Source organism: Collinsella sp. AM41-2BH (assembly GCF_003468085.1).
Taxonomy (GTDB): Bacteria; Actinomycetota; Coriobacteriia; order Coriobacteriales; family Coriobacteriaceae; genus Collinsella.
Map to the genome: position 1 here is coordinate 147,801 of NZ_QSGH01000001.1, position 23,128 is coordinate 170,928.

20 protein-coding genes are annotated in these 23,128 nt (G+C 56.6%); 12 read left to right on the forward strand and 8 right to left on the reverse strand.

Going from position 1 to position 23,128, the window contains the following annotated elements; translation table 11 throughout:
- Nucleotides 1-49: 49 nt before the first annotated feature.
- The 4 genes from DW899_RS00690 (at nt 50) to DW899_RS00705 (ending at nt 7,082) form a co-directional block, all read left to right on the forward strand.
- The gene (locus DW899_RS00690) at nt 50-1,345 is read left to right on the forward strand and encodes an ATP-binding protein (protein WP_117799724.1); all 1,296 of its coding nucleotides are present in this window, start codon (nt 50-52) and stop codon (nt 1,343-1,345) included.
- Nucleotides 1,346-1,802: 457 nt separating this feature from the next.
- Nucleotides 1,803-2,537 (forward strand): 3'-5' exonuclease, encoded by a 735-nt coding sequence (locus tag DW899_RS00695; protein WP_158566535.1) that lies wholly within the window; start codon nt 1,803-1,805, stop codon nt 2,535-2,537.
- A gap of 360 nt (nt 2,538-2,897) precedes the next feature.
- Complete coding sequence (locus DW899_RS00700; protein WP_117799726.1) at nt 2,898-6,095, forward strand: HsdR family type I site-specific deoxyribonuclease; 3,198 nt, start codon at nt 2,898-2,900, stop codon at nt 6,093-6,095.
- A gap of 57 nt (nt 6,096-6,152) precedes the next feature.
- Complete coding sequence (locus DW899_RS00705; protein WP_089572459.1) at nt 6,153-7,082, forward strand: site-specific integrase; 930 nt, start codon at nt 6,153-6,155, stop codon at nt 7,080-7,082.
- Here DW899_RS00705 and DW899_RS00710 read toward each other — a convergent pair.
- Complete coding sequence (locus DW899_RS00710; protein WP_117799727.1) at nt 7,022-7,627, reverse strand: restriction endonuclease subunit S; 606 nt, start codon at nt 7,625-7,627, stop codon at nt 7,022-7,024. The two genes, DW899_RS00705 and DW899_RS00710, sit on opposite strands and share 61 nt — an antisense overlap.
- Between DW899_RS00710 and DW899_RS10630 the strand changes: the two genes are divergently transcribed.
- Nucleotides 7,619-8,716 carry a restriction endonuclease subunit S gene (locus DW899_RS10630; RefSeq protein ID WP_199570235.1) on the forward strand — a complete coding sequence of 366 codons (1,098 nt, stop codon included), beginning with the start codon at nt 7,619-7,621 and terminating at the stop codon, nt 8,714-8,716. The genes DW899_RS00710 and DW899_RS10630 overlap by 9 nt on opposite strands.
- A 117-nt stretch (nt 8,717-8,833) precedes the next feature.
- Here the strand turns inward: DW899_RS10630 and DW899_RS00720 are convergent, their stop codons facing one another.
- Genes DW899_RS00720 through DW899_RS00735 form a run of 5 tightly spaced genes read right to left on the reverse strand, consistent with a single transcriptional unit; the run spans nt 8,834 to nt 13,194 of the window.
- A complete protein-coding gene (locus DW899_RS00720) occupies nt 8,834-10,021 on the reverse strand; it encodes a restriction endonuclease subunit S (RefSeq protein WP_117799728.1) in 1,188 nt (395 codons plus the stop codon).
- Nucleotide 10,022: 1 nt separating this feature from the next.
- The gene (locus DW899_RS00725) at nt 10,023-12,584 is read right to left on the reverse strand and encodes a type I restriction-modification system subunit M (protein WP_089573546.1); all 2,562 of its coding nucleotides are present in this window, start codon (nt 12,582-12,584) and stop codon (nt 10,023-10,025) included.
- Nucleotides 12,585-12,770 (reverse strand): DUF4357 domain-containing protein, encoded by a 186-nt coding sequence (locus tag DW899_RS10730; RefSeq protein WP_233539861.1) that lies wholly within the window; start codon nt 12,768-12,770, stop codon nt 12,585-12,587.
- A 59-nt stretch (nt 12,771-12,829) separates the two neighbouring features.
- Complete coding sequence (locus DW899_RS10735) at nt 12,830-12,985, reverse strand: hypothetical protein (protein ID WP_233539862.1); 156 nt, start codon at nt 12,983-12,985, stop codon at nt 12,830-12,832.
- On the reverse strand, nt 12,982-13,194 hold the full coding sequence (locus DW899_RS00735; protein WP_089573547.1) for a YlcI/YnfO family protein: 213 nt from the start codon (nt 13,192-13,194) through the stop codon (nt 12,982-12,984). The genes DW899_RS10735 and DW899_RS00735 overlap by 4 nt, the downstream gene beginning before the upstream one ends.
- A 327-nt stretch (nt 13,195-13,521) precedes the next feature.
- On the opposite strand from DW899_RS00735, the gene DW899_RS00740 reads away from it, so the two are divergent.
- The 4 genes from DW899_RS00740 (at nt 13,522) to DW899_RS00750 (ending at nt 16,797) form a co-directional block, all read left to right on the forward strand.
- Nucleotides 13,522-14,517 (forward strand): restriction endonuclease, encoded by a 996-nt coding sequence (locus DW899_RS00740; RefSeq protein WP_199408723.1) that lies wholly within the window; start codon nt 13,522-13,524, stop codon nt 14,515-14,517.
- A 14-nt stretch (nt 14,518-14,531) separates the two neighbouring features.
- Nucleotides 14,532-14,705 (forward strand): hypothetical protein, encoded by a 174-nt coding sequence (locus tag DW899_RS10505; protein WP_158566537.1) that lies wholly within the window; start codon nt 14,532-14,534, stop codon nt 14,703-14,705.
- 141 nt (nt 14,706-14,846) lie between these two features.
- Entirely contained in the window at nt 14,847-15,167 is a 321-nt protein-coding gene (locus DW899_RS00745) for a hypothetical protein (protein ID WP_117799729.1), read from the forward strand.
- A 307-nt stretch (nt 15,168-15,474) separates the two neighbouring features.
- Nucleotides 15,475-16,797 carry an ATP-binding protein gene (locus DW899_RS00750; protein ID WP_117799730.1) on the forward strand — a complete coding sequence of 441 codons (1,323 nt, stop codon included), beginning with the start codon at nt 15,475-15,477 and terminating at the stop codon, nt 16,795-16,797.
- A gap of 37 nt (nt 16,798-16,834) precedes the next feature.
- Here the strand turns inward: DW899_RS00750 and DW899_RS10510 are convergent, their stop codons facing one another.
- Both DW899_RS10510 and DW899_RS00765 read right to left on the reverse strand, forming a co-directional pair.
- Entirely contained in the window at nt 16,835-17,821 is a 987-nt protein-coding gene (locus DW899_RS10510; protein WP_158566538.1) for a hypothetical protein, read from the reverse strand.
- 123 nt (nt 17,822-17,944) lie between these two features.
- Nucleotides 17,945-18,598, reverse strand: coding sequence for a transcriptional regulator (locus DW899_RS00765; protein WP_117583047.1), 654 nt, complete (start codon nt 18,596-18,598; stop codon nt 17,945-17,947).
- Between the two features lie 277 nt (nt 18,599-18,875).
- On the opposite strand from DW899_RS00765, the gene dpaL reads away from it, so the two are divergent.
- The 3 genes from dpaL (at nt 18,876) to ygeW (ending at nt 23,117) form a co-directional block, all read left to right on the forward strand.
- Nucleotides 18,876-20,090, forward strand: a complete 1,215-nt coding sequence (gene dpaL / locus DW899_RS00770) for a diaminopropionate ammonia-lyase (RefSeq protein ID WP_117583046.1) — start codon at nt 18,876-18,878, stop codon at nt 20,088-20,090.
- 237 nt (nt 20,091-20,327) lie between these two features.
- Complete coding sequence (locus DW899_RS00775; protein ID WP_117799732.1) at nt 20,328-21,713, forward strand: YgeY family selenium metabolism-linked hydrolase; 1,386 nt, start codon at nt 20,328-20,330, stop codon at nt 21,711-21,713.
- Nucleotides 21,714-21,914: 201 nt separating this feature from the next.
- Complete coding sequence (gene ygeW / locus DW899_RS00780) at nt 21,915-23,117, forward strand: knotted carbamoyltransferase YgeW (protein WP_055252229.1); 1,203 nt, start codon at nt 21,915-21,917, stop codon at nt 23,115-23,117.
- The last annotated feature ends 11 nt before the right edge of the window (nt 23,118-23,128 follow it).

Genomic DNA, 23,128 nt, shown 5'->3' on the forward strand with positions numbered 1-23,128 from the left:
GAGAATGGCGTAATTTCGCATATCGCGTGATAGAGAGGGACGGCCGTCTATGGATGCACCAAAGAGATTGACCCAAAAGGGATATAGGCCCCGGCTCATAGAGGAGCGCCTCGACACCCTTATGCGGGCGTTTGGCTGTGTGGAGATCAACGGCCCCAAATGGTGCGGCAAGACCTGGACGGCGCTCTCTCGCTCGGCGAGCGTCTCCAGGCTCGATGAGCCTGCGCAGCGCGCGGCGGCAGAGGTCGACCCAAGCCTGGCGCTCATCGGCGATGCGCCACACCTGGTCGATGAATGGCAGGAGGTGCCCGAGGTTTGGGATGCCGCTCGGCGCTTCGTGGACGCGAGCGGCAACGAACGCGGGACACTTTTGCTCACGGGCTCGACCGCGCTCAAAAGCGAGGAGCGCAGCCATGTTCGTCATTCCGGCACGGGTAGGATCGCCCGTCTGTCAATGCGCCCCATGGCCCTGTGCGAGTCGGGCGACGGCGAGCCGCTCGTGTCACTGGCAAGCCTCTTTAAGGGCGAGGGTTTTGCCCCTCAGCGTTGCGAGAGCACGGTGGATGACGTCGTACGCTGGTGCTGCAGGGGCGGTTGGCCTGCAAACCTTGGGCTTTCGGAAGAGCTTGCGCGAGAGACGGCAAGCCAGTACGTGCACTCGGTGCTCGACGTCAACGTGCTGGATGAGGGCATGTCGCCCGAGCTTGCACACGGCCTTTTGCGAGCTCTTGCCATGAACGAGAGCCAGGCTGTCACGTACAAGACGCTCGTAAAGGACGCCTCGTACGGTGAGGCGGGCCCCGACGAGAGGACCATCGCTGCGTACTTGGACCTCTTCAACAGGCTCAAGCTGACCGAGGACCTGTGCGGATGGGAGCCGCCCATGCGCTCGAAGGCCCGCGTTCGCGTGCGCCCCAAGCGCTACTTCTGTGACCCGTCACTTGCGGCGGCGTTGCTGGGGGCTACCCCCGAGCGGCTGCTTGGCGATATGCAAACGCTGGGGATGCTCTTTGAGAACCTCGTTCTGCGCGACGTGCGCGTGTTCCTTTCCACCTACGGCGGTGTCGACAACAGTGTCCATTATTTCCGAGATGAGAAGGGCCTTGAGGTTGATCTGATCGTTGAGCACGACGGGCGCTGGGGAGCCATCGAGGTCAAGCTGAGTGATGCGAAAGCAGACGATGGAGCGAGAAATCTCAAGGCGCTGGAGAGGAAAGTGCTCTCCAATCCTGCCGCCCAGAATGCCGCGCCGGCGTTTTTGGCGGTCGTGGTTGGAAAGGGGAGCATTGCCTACACACGCGACGACGGCGTGGCTGTGATCCCCGTGGCGGCACTTGGGGCGTAGTGGTTTTGCGGGGCGTGCCGTGCTTCCTTTACCGAAAATCCATTTGGTAAACCAGATGCTCGCGGATAGAATAAAGTCGACGGCAGCCCAAGTAGCGAAGAGCTGGGCAGCGCCGTTGCTTGGTCAAGAGGTCAGTGCCTTAATGGCAGCGACTTGTTATGCTTCGAATGCTGCTTGAGTGCCTCGGAAAGTTCGATAAGCGCCGTGAGGAGCGAGACCAAAGCAACCAAGAGCTCTACGAGCTCTGATGGGCCCGGGATGACCTCTGATTCAAGTCACCGGGCCTCAATCTTTTTCATGCATTTGAATAGAGCGGGCGGCTCTCTTGGGGCCGTCTGCATGGCGTGTGCTTGGCGCATGGTATTGCGCCCGCTTTCATGTCCGTACGGGCGCCTATCCTTACGGCAATGTAGCCGCCTATGTAGCAAGCGGCAAGCAACGGAGAAAGGCCCTAACCGTGTCAGCTGAAAAGACGCCGGGTATCTCGGCCATCGATACGACGAACTTTGCGCGCCAGATTGTGCTGGACTTTGAGTTTGCGCCGGTGCCAAAGCAGCGCCAGCGTCGTGGACTGCGCAACGAGATTATCGAGGTCGGCGCTGTTAAGCTCGATTACCACGGCAACGTTATGGGCGAGTTCTCGCAGTTTGTGCAGACGGAATTAACCGAAGGCGTTGCGTTTCCCGTCCGCGAGCTTACGGGGATATCGGCTGTGGACACCGCGATGGCCGATCCGCTCTATGTGGTGATCAAAAGGCTCAGCGATTGGATCGGTCGCTACTCCGCCCAGATAGTTTGCTGGAGCGGGACGGACCGTCGACAGCTTTTGACCGAGTGCCAGGCAAAACACATCGACCTTTCCGCATTTCCTACGGATTGGGCCGACCTGCAGGCGTTTTACACCTCGATCATGGACGTGGGCAGCCACGGGTGCGTGTCTTTGGGCGACGCGGCAACGTGGTTTGGCATCGAGTTCGACGAGTCGACGGGTCACGCCCACAGCGCCCTGGCCGATGCGCGCGTAACCGCCAAGCTGCTCAAGCAGGTGATGGACGGGAACTACCGCGTGAGCCCGCGCGCTCAGGAAGTCCGCCAACGGTGGGGGATGGGCGAGCGAGCCCAGACGCGCCTTTCCAAGAAGTGCCCCGAGCTGGGTGACCTGCTGCTGAAGCTGAAGGCGGAGGGGAGGTAGGGGGCGACTATAACTGATGGGCGAGGTGTGCGGGGCGGTCGCTGCTATCAATGTCAATTTGATAGAACCAACGCATACAGATCGACTGCCTACGGCGCCCCTGGAATGACCTCAAATCCAAGTCATCGGGGCTCAATTTGTCGCATGGGTTTAGGCGTAAACGTGCGTTTGCTTTATACATTCCATTGAGGTGGGCTACTCCATTGACTTTGATCGGTGTCCGGAGCGGCAGAAGCGGCTCCAAAAAGCCCTGTCAGTCAATTTAGAGGGCCCGGGCAATCCCGGGGAAATGGCTGCGGGACCTATAATGTTTGAAATAAGTAAAAAACGCTTTTTGCAATTACGCAGATAGGTTTTGCCATGGTTTTCGATAAAGAAGCTTCGTTCGAAGAAGCGGTTATCGCTGTGTTGAAGCAGCACGGTTGGGACGATGCGGAAGGTGTTCTTCGCTACCCTACCGAACAGGACCTTATCTGCAACTGGGCGAAGATCCTGTTTAACAACAATGCCGGCATAGACCGCCTGAATGGCTGTCCACTCACGCAGGGTGAAATGGCACAGGTCATCGAACAGATCGAAACGCTTAAGACCCCGCTGGCGCTCAACGGGTTCATCAACGGCAAAACCATTGCCATCACCCGCGACAACCCTGATGACGTCCTTCACCTGGGCAAGGAAGTCAGCCTGAAAATCTACGACCGTCAAGAGATTGCTGCAGGTCAAAGCCGGTACCAAATCGCCCAACAGCCAATCTATCCCGCAAAAAGCAAAATCCTTAACGATCGTCGCGGTGATCTATGCCTGCTCATCAACGGCATGCCCGTCATCCATATCGAGCTTAAGCGCAGCGGCGTGCCCGTAAGCCAGGCAACCGGCCAGATTGAAAAATACGCGCACGAAGGTGTGTTCACGGGACTCTTCCGCCTGGTGCAGATCTTCGTGGGAATGACCCCTGACGAGGCGCGGTACTTCGCCAACCCCGGAACGGGTGCGTTTAACCCCAACTTCTTCTTCCACTGGGAAGACTTCAACAACGAGCCCGTCTGCGCGGGCGACAAGCCCGGTACTGACGAGTGGAAGCGCTTCACCTCGACGCTGCTCTCCATTCCCATGGCACATCAGCTCATTGGGTTCTATACCGTGGCCGACAGCTCGGATGGCTGCCTAAAAGTCATGCGTAGCTACCAGTACTATGCCGCCGCGGCCATCTCGGATAAGGTTCGCAGATGCAAATGGGACGAGCCGCGGCACAGCAGCACGCCCGGTCGTCCCGGCGGCTATATCTGGCACACCACCGGCTCCGGTAAAACCATGACCAGCTTTAAATCGGCCCAACTTGTCGCTGACTCCCATGATGCCGACAAGGTCGTGTTCCTAATGGACCGCATCGAGTTGGGCACGCAGTCGCTCTTGGAGTACCGCTCCTTCGCTGACGACGCCGACGACGTGCAGGGCACTGAGAATACGCAGGTCCTCAAGTCCAAGCTCGCTAGTGACGACCCCAAGAATCGCCTTATCGTCACCTCTATCCAAAAGATGAGCAACTTGAAGGCCGGCGAGACGGGGATCACCCAAGCCGAGCTCGACCGCCTGGCTGGCAAACGTATCGTATTTATCATTGACGAGTGCCACCGATCTACCTTCGGTGACATGCTCCAGGACATACGCCGCGCCTTCTCCAATGCCCTCTTCTTCGGTTTCACGGGAACGCCAATCCTCGACGAGAATCAGAAGAAGGGATCGACCACAGCCATGGTGTTTGGCGAATGCCTGCACCGATACAGCATCGCCGACGGCATCCGCGACGGCAACGTGCTGGGCTTCGACCCCTACATGGTGACGACGTTCGATGACTATGACGTGCGCGAAGCGGTTGCCCTAGAGCAGGCGAAAGCCGCAACCGTCGCCGAAGCCATTTCCGACGACCGAAAGAGCAAAGTTTTCTACTACTATAAGGACTCGGCAAAGGTTCCCATGGGGCCGATGGTCGATGGCGCCGGTAACCATATCAAGGGAATCGAGGATTTCCTTACTCGCGCCCAATACTGGCCCGACACCCCGCATCACGGAAAGGTTGTCGAGGACATCCTGCGCCGCTTTCCGGTGCTCTCCCACGGCAACAAGTTCCATGCAATCCTGGCGACGAGCTCCATCCCAGAGGCGATCGACTACTACCGAGCCTTCAAGGAGCGCGCCCCGCAGATGAGGGTGACTGCTCTTTTCGACCCGAGCGTCGACAACAACGCCGGCTCCACGGTAAAGGAAGACGCTCTGGTTGAGCTCATAGAAGACTATAACAAGGCATACAGTCAGGAATTCACTATCCCCACATGGCCCGCCATGAAGAAGGATATCTCGGCTCGTCTGTCCCACAAGAAACCCTACGTCAACGTCGACACCAACCGTGATTCCCGCATCGACCTGCTCATCGTGGTTGATCAGATGCTCACGGGCTTCGACTCCAAATGGCTTAACACGCTCTATCTCGACAAGGTAATCGACTACGAGAGCATCATCCAGGCGTTCAGCCGCACGAACCGCCTGTTTGGGCCCGACAAGCCTTTCGGCACGATTCGCTATTACCGTCGACCCCATACTATGAAGGGCTATATCGAAGCGGCGGTGAAGCTGTATTCGGGAGACCGCCCGCTCGATATGTTCGTCCAGAAGCTGCCGGAGAATATTGCGTTGATGGATACGCGCCTCCAGGAAATACTCATGGTTTTCGAGGCCGCTGGCGTGGGAGATCTCTCGAAGCTTCCCGCATCGCAGGAGGCCAGGCGCAAGTTCGCGAAGGAATTCGTCGAGCTTAACGAGTTCCTTGAGGCCGCGAAGGTACAGGGCTTCACATGGGAACAGGATACCTACGAGTTCAGGGAAGAACCGAAAGAGGGCTCGCAACTCAGCGAGTCCGTTCTCGTCCAACCCGTCATCGACGAGCGAACCTATCTTGTCCTCGTGCAGCGCTACAAAGAGCTCTTCTCTGGCGGTACCTCGGGCGATGCTCCCGATGCACCCTACGAGTTGGACGGGCACATTACGGAAATCGACACAGGCCTCATTGACAGCGATTACATGAACTCGAACTTTGAGAAATGGCTAAAGTGCCTAGAACAGGATGATGAGGGCCTCGCGGCGGCGCGCGAGGAGCTCCACCGTTCTTTTGCGTCTTTGAGCCAAGACGACCAGCGCTTCGCGGAGCTGTTTCTGCACGACGTGGAGCGCGGCGATGCAACCCTTGAGGAGGGCATGACGCTGAGGGACTACATTACGTCATATGCCTGCAAGGCCAAAAATGCTCAGGTCCAGCGCGTTGTCGAAGCTCTCGGCATAGATGGCGACCTTCTCACCGCCATGGTGGCACTTGACTTGACTGAATCGAACATAAACGAATTCGGACGCTTCGACGACCTGAAAGACTCGGTTGACAAAGTCCGCGCCAAAGCTTTCTTCGAGCAGAAGGAAGGCAAGAGCCTGCCGCCATTCAAGGTGAACACCCGGGCTGCGGCGCTTCTCAAGAGATTTATCCTGAAAGGCGGCTTCGACATCGACGAGTGAGCGGCATCATCATCCTTCATCAGCGTGAGCCGCCACACATGATGAAGGAGGCAAATAATGCTCATTGCCATCACCGAAGACTCTCTTTTTTGCGATTACTACTCGCAATGGGTTAGCGTCTATAAAGAAGGGGCCATCCGCGAAGTCACGATGGGGAAATATCGGCTCACCCAATCTTGGCTAGCCAAGCTTGTTCCTAACCTCAGGATCAAGGATTTGGACCGAACCTCGTACCAGCGGCTCATAAATGGCTATGCTGAGCATCACGAGCGGCAAACGACCATGGATTTTCACCATCAGCTGAAAGGAGCGATCCTAGACGCTGTCGACGAGGGACTCATTCCGCGCGATCCTACGCGAAAGGCAATCATCAAGGGTAAGCAACCGCGGGCAAAGAAGATTAAATACCTCAACCAGTTCGAACTCCATGCCATGCTCGGCGATCTTGACTTGTCAACAAGCGAGCCAAGTTGGGACTGGCTCATCCTTATCGTCGCCAAAACAGGCCTGCGCTTCTCCGAGGCGCTAGGCCTTACCCCCGAGGATTTCGATTTCGCCCATCAAACGCTTTCCGTAAACAAAACCTGGGACTACAAGAATGGCGGCGGCTTTGTCCCCACAAAAAACGCCTCGTCAGTGCGGAAAGTTCAGCTCGATTGGCAACTAATCATGCAACTCTCCGGTCTACTGAGGAACCTCCCCCCGTCTGAGCCAATATTCGTTAAGGGCAAGGTATATAACTCAACAGCAAACAGTGTTCTAGCGCGTCACTGCAAAAACGTCGGGGTACCAGTTATATCCGTCCATGGCTTGCGCCACACACATGCATCACTTCTCTTGTTTGCTGGCGTATCCATAGCGAGCGTATCAAGAAGGCTCGGCCATGCAAGCATGACTACCACCCAGGAAACTTATCTTCACGTCATTCAAGAGCTTGAAAACAAGGACATCGACATTGTTATGAGAGCCCTTTCTACTCTCATATAACCCATATCAGTAAATTGTGGCTCACGCTGATGAAGGGTGATGAGATGGTCAAGTTGCTTGAACATGGACCCTATTGCAGTCTGCTCATCCTTTGAAGGAAAGGCGAATTCTCCGGCCGCCAGACCCTTTCCAGATATCTCTAGGAAGGTTGATCCAGAAGCTTTTTGTTCAGCGAACTTCTTGATTCGATCGGTCATGGAGTAGACGAAATACACATCGGTATCATCGTTCACGACTAAAGACTGGAAGCCTTGGTTTGTACATGCTGACCTGCGAAGGATCGCTGTATTGCCAATGCCCGCACGGCTTGTAAAGAGAATTGTTTTACCAGCTGGAAGCAATGTTGCCGAGCAGCTATCGTAACCAGCCTGGGTTATCCTTCGAACACTCCTGTCGGCGTACACCTGCTCGCCTAATTCGGCGGGCGAATACCAGTCTATATCGCCAACCCAGTACGCATCGTTATTGGTGCTCGGCGTGCCGCCGCCCACAATAGTGGCGACATCTCCCAACTTACGCTGTTCCCAAGCGGCAATTTGAGCCAGCCAACTTCATCTTGGGAACAGCGTAAGCTTGGCGACGTGGCCGCAGTCTATGATGGAGTCCATCAAACTCCTGACTATCAGGACGAAGGTGTTATGTTCTTATCAGTCGAGAATATAGCGACACTTACATCGCAGAAATTCATCTCACGGGAAGCTTTTGCCAGAGATTATCCAGTGTATCCAAAGCGCGGCGATGTCCTGATGACTCGCATTGGCGATATCGGTACATCCAACGTTGTGGAAACCGATGACAAGCTGGCGTTTTACGTTAGCCTCGCATTGCTCAAGCCGTTTAACGTTGATTCCTACTACCTCGACAAAAGCCTACAGTCTCCAAGCGCCAAAATGGAGCTGTATAGAAGAACGCTTCACATCGCATTTCCTAAGAAGATCAACAAGAACCAAATTGCCGAAGTGATGTTGCCGATACCGAGGAGCCGTCAGGAACAGGAGCAAATCGGTGCTCTTTTCCGCAACCTCGACACCCTCATCACCCTTCATCAGCGTAAGCGTCGTAAGCGGCTATTCACGCATCTTCTCGTCTGGGAACAGCGTAAGTTGGGAGATTGCTTCGACTTCTTGAAGAACAATACTCTTTCACGTGCCGACTTGAATGGCGAGAATGGCATTGCTCGTAATGTTCATTACGGAGATATTCTTATCAAGTTCGGTGATTGCCTGGATGGTGAACAAAGCGACTTGCCGTTCATTACCGACGATACCGTGCTTCCCAAATTTGCTGGGTCGATACTTAGCGAAGGCGATGTCATCTTCGCTGACACGGCAGAGGACGAAGCGGCTGGCAAGTGTATTGAACTGCGGAAACTACCCAAAGAGCCAACTATCTCCGGGTTGCATACGATACCGGCGCGGCCTCGGTTCCCCTTTGGGACGGGCTACTTGGGGCACTACCTTAATTCCGATGCATACCACAGACAGCTTCTTCCCTTAATGCAGGGGATCAAGGTGATTTCCGTTTCAAAGGCCGCTCTGCAAGATACGCAAGTTAGATTTCCTAGCTTGTCGGAGCAATCTGCCATAGGCGTGGTGCTGAGTGAGATCGACGCCCTCATCACCCTTCATCAGTGACAGCCCAACAGCAAGTCGCACGACATTATTTTCCTCGCTGGAGCGAAAAACCGCCGACTCGACATGGCGAAATCGGCGGTTCTGGAGCTCGAAACAAGAAGCAACTCGCGAAAGTTATTAGACGAACATCCTTTCCAACAGCGATTTCTTAGTATTCCTCAGCAGTTCAAGCTTACGCTGATGAAGGGTGATGAGGGAATCGAGACGAGTCAGGCAGCTCGCAATTGCCTCTTGCTCCTTCTTATTAGGGAGCGTAAATGAGTATTCGAGCATCGTTCCAACATTCAGCGTTTTGTTCCTACCTGCACCGCTGGGGGATGCAAGCCATAAATGCCTTTCAAAGGAATCATTCAGAATTGCGTATCTAAAATAATCTGGGTGCATGTCGTCGTGAAATAGGAACTGCGGAAACCGGTGAGATACCAGGGCTTTTTCGTCTTCCGTACTAGTTATGGCTATTGCTTGTTCCCACGCAAAAACGATATTAACAACAAGGCAATGAGCCTTGACCCTGCTGAGCTCCTTTTCTTCGATTTCCGCTCCGGGCTTAACCATCGTTAGGAAGGTTCCTTTTGCATGGCTGCGAACGCCCATTCGAACGTATCCGTCCTTCGGGGTGGGAACCATTTCTTTGTGCCGTTCGCAAATGTCTCCCAACTTACGCTGTTCCCAAGGGTCCGTAAAACCGGCGAAGCGTATTTCGGGCTCAGTTTCACCCGGCTTGGGGAACATCTTATCAAGCATCGATTTCTTCAGCTGAACGAGCTTGTCATGCTTACGCTGATGAAGGGTGATGAGGGAGTCAAGCTCGGCTAAGCTCTTCGCAATTGCTTTCTGCTCGGCGTGATCGGCAGGCACGGCGAAGAACGATTGCGAAATCAGTTTCCAATCTGCACGAGGCATCTTAGAGCCCGAAGATACATTTGCGAGCCTTTGGAAGCTATTCGTTTGAATCAGCCGATACAAAAATGAACTGTCACACTCTGTAGCCCTAAGGACCCAAAAATCACCAACAGCTACACCATTGAACTGCGGGTATAGCCAATTCATCAAATAAGGACGAAGCTTCCCGTACAGAACATCTCCGGCGTAGAACTTAATTCCTGTTTTGCCGCCATCTTTGTCGCGCAAATCTTTGTTCAGCGTGCCCTCGCCGGGAATGATGTCCTCGTATTCAACCTGAGGCAAATCGGAATCGCTTGACTGAATGGAAACCCTATCGGTCAGATCGGAGAACTTACGCTGTTCCCAAGGGTCCGTAAAACCGGCAAAACGAATTTCGGGTACATTAGTCTTTTCCGTCACGCTATTCACCTCCCAACAGTTTCCGCAGTTCAGCAATGCCCGCCATATCGAATTCATTGCCCGTGAGCTGGCCCAACATCGCTGCCAACTCGTTTTCCGCCTCATTAATCTGATTGCACACGTCCGAATAGGTTGTCGCGTACTTTGCGTTCAACGCCACAATCTTCGCAATGAAGTCGCCTATAACGGCATTGGGCAGTTCGAGCAAATCAGACTGCAGCGGCTCAATCCATTTCGCAGCCAGCAATTCGTCACACTGGACATCAGTCAAGCCCTCAATAACCTTTTTTGTCGTCTCTTCGAGCGCGACAAGCGCCTTTTTGCTTGCCTTTTTGAGGTCCTTCTCCTCATCGAGCAGAGTCTGAGCACGAACAAGCGCCATCTCAAAGTCGCCATTCGGATGCTTGCCGATGCTCTTCACGGCTTTCTTGAGGGATGCCGCCACAAGCATGCCGTCATCGTCAAAAACATCGCTCGAGCCTTTCTCCTCCTCATCAAGATTCTCAAGAATCTCGTCAAGCTCTTGAGATATTTCATTCAAACGGGATTCGCGCGCGGTAATTTCTTTGACATCATCAGCGAGCAGCTGCTCTTGGACAAGCGCAAACGGCAAAATGCGGCCTGTCCAGCCATCCTGCACCTCAACGTCTTTGCCACTCTTCTTCTTAATCACCATATTTGGATCGACTTTACGCACGGCTTCCCTGCCTTCGACTTGAATAACCTCGAGGTCACCGGAAATGCCCGCCCATGCATCATCAAGAGCCTGATAGGCATCGTATTCGTCAACAAGCGCGATACCGGAAAGGGCATCGTGAAGTTGCGCCGCAATATGCTCTTCTTCGGCCACGGCGTCGATCTGCGACGCACCGTCCACCAACCTTTTCTGCAGCTCAGCAGGCAGATGCGACAGTGCATCCCGATAGCCGCCCAGAAATGAGACGACGTTGGCGTTGGTCTTTACCGTTGCCGCCACGTCGTCTGCCACGACCGCAAAGCACGACCCGCCGCCATCGCCGTAAAGCTGGCCCTTCAGGCTCGGCCACACCTTCCAGTAGCGGTCGAGAGCGTCGATCTCGGCCTTCGGAACTCCGCCGAACATAGTGGCGTACACGTCCCAGCTTTCAGCAGCTTCGGACGAATCAACATAGCGCGGAATGTTGAGGTTGTAATCGTTGGCGCGTATCTCGTCGATGGTCACCAGGCGACTGAACTTGTCGATGGTCGCTCCAGTCGTGACTGCGTCCACGATGCGGCGTATATCGCTTGCGCGCAGTTTGTTGTTTTTGCCTTCCTTCACAAAGTGCTTCGACGCATCCACGACCAGCACGTCGCTGCTCTCGCGCTGCTTGCGGAGTACCATGACGATTGTCGGGATGCCGGTGCCGAAGAAAATGTTGGCGGGAAGCCCGATAATTGCCTGAATATGGCGGTTCTCCACCAGGTTCTTGCGGATGGTGCCCTCCTCGCCGCCGCGGAACAGCACGCCATGGGGCAGAACGATGCACATGATGCCGTCGGGGCGCAAGTGGTACAAATCATGCAAGAGGAAGGCATAGTCTGCTTTGGATTTGGGGGCAACGCCGAACTTGAAGCGCGGATCGAGTTCTTTGTCTTCCGGATCCCAGTTTTGGGAGTAGGGCGGATTCGACACCACGGCATCGACGAACAGTGGATTGTAGGTCTCATCTTTGTTCTCGACCGTATCGAACCAGGGCCAATCGTCTTCGAGCGTATCGCCATTGCGCGCCACGATGTTGTCGGGGAGTATTCCGCGCATGACCAGATTCATGCGCGTGAGGTTGTACGTGTTCTCCTTAAGCTCCTGCGCATAATACTTGATGGAGTTCGGGTCGCCGTTGCGTCGCGCCACTGCCTTGCCGATATTGATAAGCAGCGAGCCCGATCCGCTCGTGGGATCGTAGATGGTGATGTTCTCGCGTCCGGCCAGGTGCCACGAGACAATCTCGCTCATGAGCATGGACACCTCGTGCGGCGTGTAGAACTCGCCGGCTTTCTTACCGGCGTTGGCGGCGAAGTTGCTGATGAGGTACTCGTAGATGAAGCCGAGCACGTCGTAGTCCTGGCGACCGTCCATCGGGATGTCCTTGATGAGGTAGATGAGATCGCGAGCGGCCTTGGACTGGCTCCGCGCGTCGGTGCCGAGTTTGGAGAGACCGGTCTGCAACGTGTCGAAGATGCCGTCGAAGACACGCTTGCGGGCGGGATCGATGTTGCGGCTAAAGGCAGAGAGGGCGTCGCGAACGTTCGAAATCTCGAAGTCGCCGCCTTTGGCGACCCAGGTGGAGAAGAGGTTCTCGTAGGCGATGAAGTAGCCGCACTCGCCCTTGACGAACTCGACCGTTTCTTTGTCGTTTTCCACGAGGCTCGGCAAATCCTCCTCGGCGAAATCACGTGCCTTCAGGCGGGTGATTTCGGTCTCGGAGAGGAACTTGTAGAAGATAAAGCCCAGGATGTAATCCTTGTATTCATTTGCCTCGATTTTCGAGCGCATCTTGTTGGCGGATTCCCATATCTTTGATGCCAGTTGCTGCTTGTTCATCTAGTTTTCCTCGCTTCTATAGACTTGGTCGAGCGTTTCTCCGTCGTCGCTTACCCATTCGGTCCAGCCGTTCTGGCTGCCGCCGAGCACGAACACCGCCGCGGCGCTGGGCGTCGGGAACTCGAGATCGTCGGCGAGCTCTGCGATACCGCCCGAATCGCCGAAAATCTCCCTGCGCGCGGCCACGACGCCCGCGTTTTTCAGCAGTTGCCGTGGTCCTCGTCGAGCAGGTAGTAGACGCCGCGCTACGGGATGTTCGGTAGCGACTTCGCCTCGGCGAGGTCCTCGCTCGGAATGACGACGGTCACGAGCGACTCGCCGTCGATGTGACAGATGCGGATACGGTCCGGCTGCGCGTCTATGAGCTGGACGGTGAGAGTCTTGACCCGGATCATGCTCATGCCCCTTTCTTCGCGAGCTCTTCGATCATGCAGGTGCGCACGAAGGCGGAGAAACTCATTCCTCGCAGCGCCGCCTCCTCCTTCGCTGCGTCGCGCAAGGTGTCGGGGATGCGTAGAGTCACGGAGACTTGATTACCGTTCACCAGGAAGCTCCTGATCTCGGTTTCGTCAGGGTTGCTCTTAATGAGTTCCTTGTAGTTATCAGGCATCTGTGCTCCCGTCACTCGAAATGCAATACAAATGCGTTTACAGCATTATAGCGTTGCGTCCTCTATGTAAAATTCGTTGATTGGTGAACATTTAATTCCAGGCGACAAGAACAAATGGGGGGCAAATACAAAATGAAGGCAACCGAGGCGAATCTGCCCCACCTTATGAGTGTGGCGAAGACTTACCTACATGAAAGCGGGTAAAAGTGGGGCTATCGTTGGCCGTTTGCCAGCGCTGTGGCAAGTTGTCGGTGCAATGCCTGGGGCATTTGAGATAAGTCATAGTGCTACAACACGGTCGTGCTATGGCAGAAAGGCAGGTTTCGCGTGGGTGCTTGGATGATTCGTGCCGGTCGTGGCGGCGTATATGCGTCCGACTGGCTCGAGCATGGCGTCATAGGTATTGGCTGGGATTTCGATGGTGCCGATATTGCCGCTATGAATCGCGAGCAGATTAGGGCAGCATACGGCCTGTCACATCCCGGCGACAGCAAGGGCAGGGTCGCGGCGGGTGTTGGCCAGGTTTACCGTTTTGCGCACGATATGACGACGGACTCGACCGTTGTCATGTACGACCCGGAGAGCCGCCTTTATCATCTTGGCGTTATCACTGGCCCCTGCGTTGCCGTCTGCGATATGGACGGAGTGACCTACACGCGAGACGTCAAGTGGGGTGAAACCGCTCCACGTGATGTGCTTTCGCCGTCCTCTAAGAATTCGCTCGGCGGCATCCAGACCATCTTCGCTGTCTCCGATGAGGTCATGGCCGATCTCACGAATGCTGCAAGGGACAAGTCGGTGGTGGCTTCAAATGATCCCGCCATCGATGATAACGATGCGACAAATGACGAAGAAACCCTCGCAGCGACCTATGACAATGGCATTGAGCTCATTAAGGATCGCGTTAACCAGCTCGATTGGGAGGATATGGAGCGCTTGGTAGCGGGCCTGCTCAAGGCTATGGGCTACTGCGCTCGCGTTATGCCCAAGGGTCCTGATGGCGGTCGCGATGTGGTGGCGTCTCCGGATGCTCTCGGGCTGGAGTCGCCTCGCATTGTCGCTGAGGTCAAGCATCGCAAGGGTGCTATGGGCGCCCCAGCGGTTCGCGCATTTATCGGTGGCCTTCGCGCAGGCGATCGCGGTCTGTACGTGTCTACGGGCGGCTTTACGAAAGAGGCACGCTACGAGGCCGATCGCGCGAACATTCCCGTGCGCCTACTCGATCTGGATGCCTTCGTGCGGCACTATGTCGAAATCTATGACAAGACCGATGACGACACCCGTTCCATTCTTCCGCTCACCCGTATCTGGTGGCCAGCATAAAAGGAGACATTGCCATGATTCAACAGGTTGCTTTCGAAGTTCCCGCAGAAATAGCGGTGGGCCTAGCTACTGGTAAGTATGTCCAATGGGGCGGTGTTGTGCGCGACGGCGCTGGTCATATTGTTCGGCATCTTAAGCCTGCAGATGTTCAAAATGGGGCCAACAAAGCGCTGCGTATAGCTGACTAGGCAGTTCAGCTTGCGAAGCAGAACAAGAAAGTTGCTATAGCTGCGCTTGCGGTTGCGGGCGTCGCTGCGGTCGGCGGGGGCGTCTATGCGGGGGTGACTTGCGTGCGCCACAGCAAAGAAGACACGTTGCGAAAGAAGCGGATGGCAGACTTTAACTCTGCATTCTCGGAATACCTTAAGGCTTTGGGGGATGGCGAACTTACGATCGAGATGATTGACAGGTTGGAAGACGCCATAACTGCCCTTAATGGCGGTAAGGAAGGCTTCACGGTCGAAATTAAGGGCGAGCAGTTTGAGGACATTGTTAAGTCTGTGCGCGACTACACCGATCGTTTGTCCAAGGCAAATGGCGAGAAGACCCCTAATGTCATTCTTAAGCTGTTCGAAAGGAAACCGAATGACGTTGAAGGCCTTAGGGAATGCCTTAATACTCAGCGTGAAATACTCTTGCGAGTGGCATAGATAAACCCAGCCGGCACTTGTGCATGTCGAAAGGCATACACAAGTGCCGGCCTTTTGACATCGTGCGGCTTGAGCGGCGGCGTGCAACGGCTGCACGCCGCCTGCGAAATGACGCGCGGGCGGCGCTTGATTTCGCCGGCTGCTGTTAGGCTTAAATCCGAAAAAGTGTCGAAATATCCCGTGTAAAAGTACTGAAAAGTGTCGTAATACACACTTCAAAATCCCGAAAAAATGTCGAAATGAGCACCTAATAACCACGGAAAAGTGTATTCTAGTGCTAAAACAGCACGTAATAAGGGGTGCGCTTATGCTGCAGAGAAAAGCGAAAGCACGGTTTGAATCTTGGCTTGCCTCGTCGCCTAACAAGGCTCTTTTGGTCAAGGGTGCCCGACAGGTAGGAAAGTCATATTTGGTCAACGTCTTTGCAAACGAATCGTTCGAAAACGTCGTAACGTTCGACCTTATCGCCGACGCGTCCGTGCGCGATTCGTTTTTGGCGGCGAAAAGTGCGGACGACCTGCTTATGCGCATGTCTATCGCTGCGACGCAGCCGATGGTTGCGAACAAGACCGTCGTGGTTATCGACGAGGTGCAGCGATGTCCCAACGTGGTGACGTTTATCAAATACCTGGTCCAGCGCGGCGACTTTCGATACATCCTTACCGGATCGCTCCTTGGCGTTGAGCTCGAGGGCATCGATTCCCTGCCGGTGGGGTATGTCGAGCAGGTCCAGATGTACCCGCTCGACTTTGAGGAGTTTTGCTGGTCAAATGGCGTTGGTACCAGCGTGTTTGACATGCTCAGAGGCTGTCTAAAGGATGAGGGGGAGCTCCCCGGCTACCTGTATGACCGCTTGCTCGACCTGTTCCATCAGTATGTGGTGGTGGGAGGCATGCCCGACGCGGTTAATTCCTTCTTGGCGACGCGCAATGTTGACGAGGTTCGAAAGATCCACCGCAATCTTCACGCTCTGTATCACGACGACATCGCAAAGTACGCTCCGCCCGAGCTGTGCTTGGTTATTCGCGATATCTATGATTTGATTCCCAGCGAGGCCGGCTCCAAAAACAAACGATTCAAGCTGTCGTCGATTAGCGGTGTCAAACGTTTTTCGCAGGTGACAGACCATTTTCTCTGGTTATCGGAGGCGGGTGTCGCGCTTCCCGTGTATAACGTAACGGCGCCAGTGGCACCCCTTTTATTGGGGGAGCAACGAAATCTGTTCAAACTGTTTTACTTGGACACCGGAATGCTCATGTCATCATATTCCAAAAGGGTCGCCCAAGGCGTTTTTGATGGGGAGGCGGAAGACCCCTTTGGCATGAACATGGGGGCGGCGTTTGAGGGCTTCGTTGCCCAAGAGCTCAAAGCCCACGGATTCAGATTGCGCTACTTTACGTCTAAAAAAGTCGGCGAGCTCGATTTTGTGGAGGAGACGCTCGATGGGGAGGTCCTTGCCATCGAGGTCAAATCGGGCAAGAGCTTTAAGTCCCACGCGGCGCTCGATAACGCACTGACAACGAAGGGCTACGGAATCGATCGCGCCCTGGTACTTGCGGAATGTAATCTTCACCGCGATGGTGACGTGTTGTATCTGCCCATCTTTATGGCAGGGCTTTTGGAGCCGTAACGTGCCGCCGGCTCTTCCGGCCTTCCCTTAACCCTTGCTACTCGTCGTCCCCGTCGTTGGGGTCGCCCTTGAGGGTGTTGATGTCTAGGTACTGGTTGTCGTCCTCCTTTTGCTGGGTCTCCGACTCCGCTTGGGTGGGGCCGGAGAACAGCTGGAATCCCTCAAACGCAATGACGCCGAGCAGGGCAATGACAATGGCGATAAAGGCAACCTTGACTGCCTGCGGAAATTCCGAGAAACGCAGTGCCTTTTCCTCGGCGTAATAATCGGCGAAGCGCTCTTCGCCCGTGCTTTTGGTATACGCCGGCGCGGACGCGGCCTCCGGGTCATATTCCGGTGCAGGCGCGGCAGCGTACGGATCGTTGAGATAATTGCTCGATGCGGTGCCATAATCCTCGGTCTCGATGCGACCGGTGCCAGTATAGCTATCGGAATAATCGGAATATGCCGCACCGCCCTCATAATCCGCGGCGCTCGTGTTGGCGGCAAAAAGCGGGTTAACTGGAACGTCGAGCACCGGCATGCCGGTTGAGGTCTCATCCAGATCGGCTGCAGCCCAGGAATCGTAGGCAACCTGATGGGCAACGGGCTCATCGAGCCTTGTGATCGGAGGCTTGCGTGCCGCAGGAACAGGCAACTGCTGGGCGCTGTACATAACGGTGCTGTCGGCCGATTTGCCCTGCGTCGCTGCAGCGAGAAATGCCGCCGTCTCGGACGGGTCGCTTGCGGGGCGGGGAGCGGGCGCGGGCGCCGAAATGGGTGCGGGCGTAGATGCGGGCGTCGAAACAGGCGGCTGCGCAGGAGTCGGCGCAGATGCGGGCTTAGGCGCAAGTGCGGGATTGGGGCTTGACGGGCGAGCCCCACCGCCCATGAGTTCGTCGGCGGTCCACGGGCGATCATCCATCACGTCGTCAAGGCTCAGCGAAAACAGGTCGTCTTCACCCTCATCGAACATGCGGTGCACATGTCCACCAATTGCCGGAATCAATCCGCGACCGGTGCATGATGCCTTGCTCAACGCCATTCTATTCCACCCTTTCGAAATACTAATGACATCGATTATATGGAACTTCCCAAGCGGCTCGGTCTTGGATTCGAGCTTTCCAGAACTCGCGCCCAAAAGGGGAGGGGCAATCTAGGCGAGTGCCTACTTGTCGTCGGCCGCCGCCTTGGCCTCATTGAGGTAGCTATAGAAGCTGTACTTGGAGATGCCAAAGAACTCGCAGGCGCGCTCGCTCGACTTGGAAATGAGGAAGGCGCCGCGACGGTCGAGGTAGCCAATGGCACGAATGCGCTCGTCTTTGGTCATGAGCGCCGCGGGCTTGCCCACAAACTGCTCGCACTCGTGCAGCAGGTCCTCGAGCAGGTCGCCGATGTTCTTGGTAATGGGCTCGGGCTCGGTGTAGCCCGTGCCGCCGGTGCCGGTAAAGGCGTCGAGCGAACGCTCAAAAGCCTTCATAAGCGTAATGTCAAAGTTGATGCCCAAAATGCCGACGGGCTTGCCCTCGTCGTTGCGGATAAAGATGGTCGAGGACTTGAGCAGCTTGCCATCGGTGGTTTTAGTGAGGTACGGCTCGCGGTCGTGTACGTCGGTGGTGCCCTCGTGCATGGACTCAAACACGATATGGCTGGGGCCGTCGCCCAGTTTGCGCCCGCTGACGTGGCCATTTTCGATCACTACGATGGAGTGGTCCACGTCCTCGGTCTCCAGATCGTGGACGACGACTTCGCAGTTGGGGCCAAATTGGAGCGCCAGACCGTGTGCAAGGCGCTTGTAAAACTCAATCTGTGCGGGGGTCATGGGTGCCTTCCTAAAAATTAGTTTGGGCACACTTTGCCATAAACCACACTTGTTCGCAAATAACGAAAGCGTTGCTGCGTTATGTGACCGTTCGGCGGCGAAAAGGTACCGATTGCGGCAACTAACAATTTGTTAGGTTATCCAATCAAAAAGTGTGATAGAACATTACTAACAAACTTTTTGTTTGGCATCCACATAAAAGTTCAGCCGTGTGAATGGGATCGGGCTGAAACGCGTATGCGGGGGCCGGCAAGAGAGGACTTAAGGAGTTCACCGTATGGCCGATAAGATCCAGTGGGCGGGCAACACGATGCCCAAGAGCGATGACAAGCACTTGGGAATCATGAGCCTCGACCACGTGAAGAAGGCCCGCGCCTTCCACCAGTCGTTCCCTCAGTACACCGTTACTCCGCTTGCCCGCCTGGACGGCCAGGCCGCGCGCCTGGGCCTGTCCAACCTGTGCGTTAAGGACGAGAGCTATCGCTTTGGCCTCAACGCCTTTAAGGTCCTGGGCGGCTCGTTTGCCATGGCCAACTATATTGCCGACGAGACCGGCAAGGACGTTGCCGACTGCACCTTCGATTACCTGACCTCCGATCAGCTGGCCGAGGACTTTGGCCAGGCTACCTTCTTTACCGCCACCGACGGCAACCATGGCCGCGGCGTGGCATGGGCTGCCAACAAGCTGGGCCAGAAGGCCGTCGTGCACATGCCCAAGGGTTCCACCAAGCCCCGCTTCGATAACATTGCCGCCGAGGGCGCCACGGTGACCATCGAAGAGGTCAACTACGACGAGTGCGTGCGCATGGCCGCCGCCGAGGCCGACGCCTGCGAGCGCGGCGTCATCGTTCAGGACACCGCCTGGGAGGGCTACGAGAAGATCCCGTCCTGGATCATGGAGGGTTACGGCACCATGGCTTCCGAGGCTGCCGAGCAGCTGCGCGAGATGGCTATCAACCGCCCGACGCACGTCTTTGTCCAGGCTGGCGTGGGCTCGCTGGCCGGCGCCGTGGTGGGCTACTTCACCAACCTGTATCCCGATAACCCGCCCACCTTCGTCGTGGTTGAGTGCGCACCGGCCGCCTGCCTGTACAAGGGCGCTGCCGCCGGCGACGGCGACCCGCGTATCGTGGACGGCGACATGCCCTCCATCATGGCCGGCCTGTGCTGCGGCGAGCCCAACATCCTTGGCTGGGATATCCTGCGCAACCACACCACCGCCTTCGTGTCCTGCCCCGACTGGGTCACCGCTCGCGGCATGCGCACCCTGGGCGCTCCCGAGAAGGGCGACCCGCGCGTCATCTCCGGCGAGTCCGGCGCCGTGACCACCGGCCTGGTCGAGACCCTCATGCTCGATCCCGAGTACGCCGAGCTCAAAGAGCTCATCGGTCTGGACAAGACAAGCTCCGTGCTCTGCTTCTCCACGGAAGGTGACACGGACCCGGATCAGTACCGTCGCATCGTCTGGGAGGGCGAGTACCCCACTTGCTAGCAGACTGACCTGTCCGGAGGCAGCCGGAGGACTTTACTCCCTGCTCGGACAGTCCTGCTCGCACGGAGAGCACATTAAGTGCTCTCCGGCTCGTGCGGAACTCGCGACGGAGCAAAGTCCTCCGTCCGCCTCCTATGGTTACTTGCTTGTGGGGTGCTCAACCTCACGCCGCTTGGCACAAGTGATCTATCTGAAATATCTACCTGTAGGTAAACCCTTGTAGAAAGGTTGACTGTTATGACTAAAGAACTCGATTTTGATGCCATTAAGGCTGCGGCTGAGTCCCATCGTGCTGATATGACGCGTTTTCTTCGCGCAATGATTAGCCACCCCTCTGAGTCTTGCGAGGAGGGTGAGGTTGTCGCTTGCATCAAGGCCGAGATGGAGAGCCTTGGCTATGACGAGGTCAAGGTCGACGGCCTGGGCAACGTCATGGGCTTTATGGGCGAGGGCGACAAGATCATCGCCATCGACTCTCACATCGACACCGTCGGCATCGGCAACATCGAGAACTGGGATGCCGATCCCTATGAGGGCTACGAGACCGACGAGATCATCTACGGCCGCGGCGGCTCCGACCAGGAGGGCGGCATGGCTTCTGCTACCTACGCTGCCAAGATGATGAAGGACATGGGCCTCATCCCCGAGGGCTACAAGATCATGGTCGTCGGCACCGTCCAGGAAGAGGACTGCGACGGCATGTGCTGGCAGTACATCTACAACAAGGACGGCATTAAGCCCGAGTTCGTCATTTCCACTGAGCCCACCGACGGCGGCATCTATCGCGGTCACCGCGGCCGCATGGAGATCCGCGTCGACGTTCACGGCACCTCCTGCCACGGTTCCGCTCCCGACCGCGGCGACAACGCCATCTACAAGATGGCCGACATCATCGCCGACGTCCGCGCCCTCAACAACAACGGCTGCGACGAGTCGACCGACATCAAGGGCCTCGTCAAGATGCTCGACCCCAAGTACAACCCCGAGCACTTTGAGGACGCCCGCTTCCTGGGCCGCGGCACCTGCACCGTCAGCCAGATCTTCTACACCAGCCCCAGCCGCTGCGCTGTCGCTGACTCCTGCGCCATCTCCATCGACCGTCGCATGACCGCCGGCGAGACCTGGGAGTCCTGCCTGGACGAGATCCGCAACCTGCCGGCCGCCAAGAAGTACGGCGACGACGTGAAGGTCTCCATGTACATGTACGACCGTCCGTCCTGGACCGGCGAGGTCTACGAGACCGAGGCTTACTTCCCCACGTGGATCAACAAGGAGACCGCTCCGCACGTCAAGGCCCTCGTCGACGCCCACAAGGTCATGTTCGGTGACGAGCGCATCGGCTGCGAGCCCAGCATGGACAAGCGCACCGGTCGTCCGCTGTGCGACAAGTGGACCTTCTCCACGAACTGCGTTTCCATCCAGGGCCGCTATGGCATCCCCTGCGTTGGCTTTGGCCCGGGTGCCGAGTCTCAGGCTCACGCTCCCAACGAGGTCACCTACAAGGACGACCTGGTCACCGCTGCCGCCATGTATGTTGCTGCTTTGAACCTCTACGATCCGAGCCAGGCCGATGGCGACGCTACCGTGTTCCGCGCTGGTCTGACCAACAACAAGATCGACTAGTCCCATTCCTTGATCTTGTTGAGCCGGGGACAGCCTGTGTCCCCGGCACCCCCTGTTGACTTGGGGCCCGCGGTCGTTATCTCCCATGCTTCCTCAACGGTAGCGGGTCCTCGTCATAGCGCTCTGCATGTTCTAGCCACACGCGCATGCCGGAGCACATCTACTCATTGCGATCGTTTCATCTATGGAAAGGATATTTACATGGACGCCAAGTTTACCGAGCTCGTCGAGCAGCTGAACGGCCTCGATTTTAAGGGCATGTACGGCAGCGACTTCCTGCACACCTGGGATAAGACCACCGATGAGCTCAAGGCTCTCTACATCGTTGCCGACGCCCTGCGCGAGCTGCGTGAGAACAACGTTTCGTCCAAGATCTTCGACTCGGGCCTGGCCGTCTCCCTGTTCCGCGACAACTCCACCCGTACGCGCTTCTCCTTCTCTAAGGCCGCCAACCTGCTCGGCCTCGAGCTGCAGGACCTGGACGAGAAGAAGTCCCAGATCGCTCACGGCGAGACCGTCCGCGAGACCGCTACCATGATCTCCTTCATGGCCGACGTCATCGGCATCCGCGACGACATGTACATCGGCAAGGGCGACGCCTACATGGCCGAGGTCTCCGAGTCTGTCCAGCAGGCCTACGAGGACGGCGTTCTGGATCACCGTCCCACGCTCATCTCCCTGCAGTCCGACTCCGATCACCCCACGCAGTCCTCTGCCGACATGCTCTACCTCATCAACGAGTTTGGCGGTCTTGAGAACCTCAAGGGCAAGAAGGTTGCCGTCACCTGGGCCTATTCGCCCTCTTACGGCAAGCCGCTGTCCTGCCCGCAGTCGCTGATCAGCCTGCTGCCCCGCTTTGGCATGGACGTCACCCTGGCCCACCCCGAGGGCTACGACCTCATGCCCGAGGTCGTCGAGCGCGCCAAGGGCTATGCCGCCGAGTCCGGCACCACCTTTAAGCAGGTCAACACCATGGCCGAGGCCTTCGAGGGCGCCGACATCGTGATCCCCAAGAGCTGGGCTCCGTTTGCCGCCATGGAGAAGCGTACCAACCTGTACGCCGAGGGCGACGACGCCGGCATCGCAGCGCTCGAGAAGGAGCTGCTCGCTCAGAACGCCACCCATCAGGACTGGTGCTCCACGACCGAGCTCATGGAGAAGACCGCCAACGGCCAGGACACCATCTTTATGCACCCGCTGCCCGCCGACATCTCCGGTGTCTCCTGCGAGCACGGCGAGGTCAACGCCGACGTCTTTGACATGCACCGCGTGGGCATGTACAAGGAGGCCAGCTACAAGCCGTACGCCATCGCAGCCATGATGTTCCTGCAGAAGGTTGCCGATCCCGCCGCTACCCTCAAGGCCCTCGACGAGCGCAACACCGCCCGTTGGTTCCAGGCCTAAAGCCGCGCTGG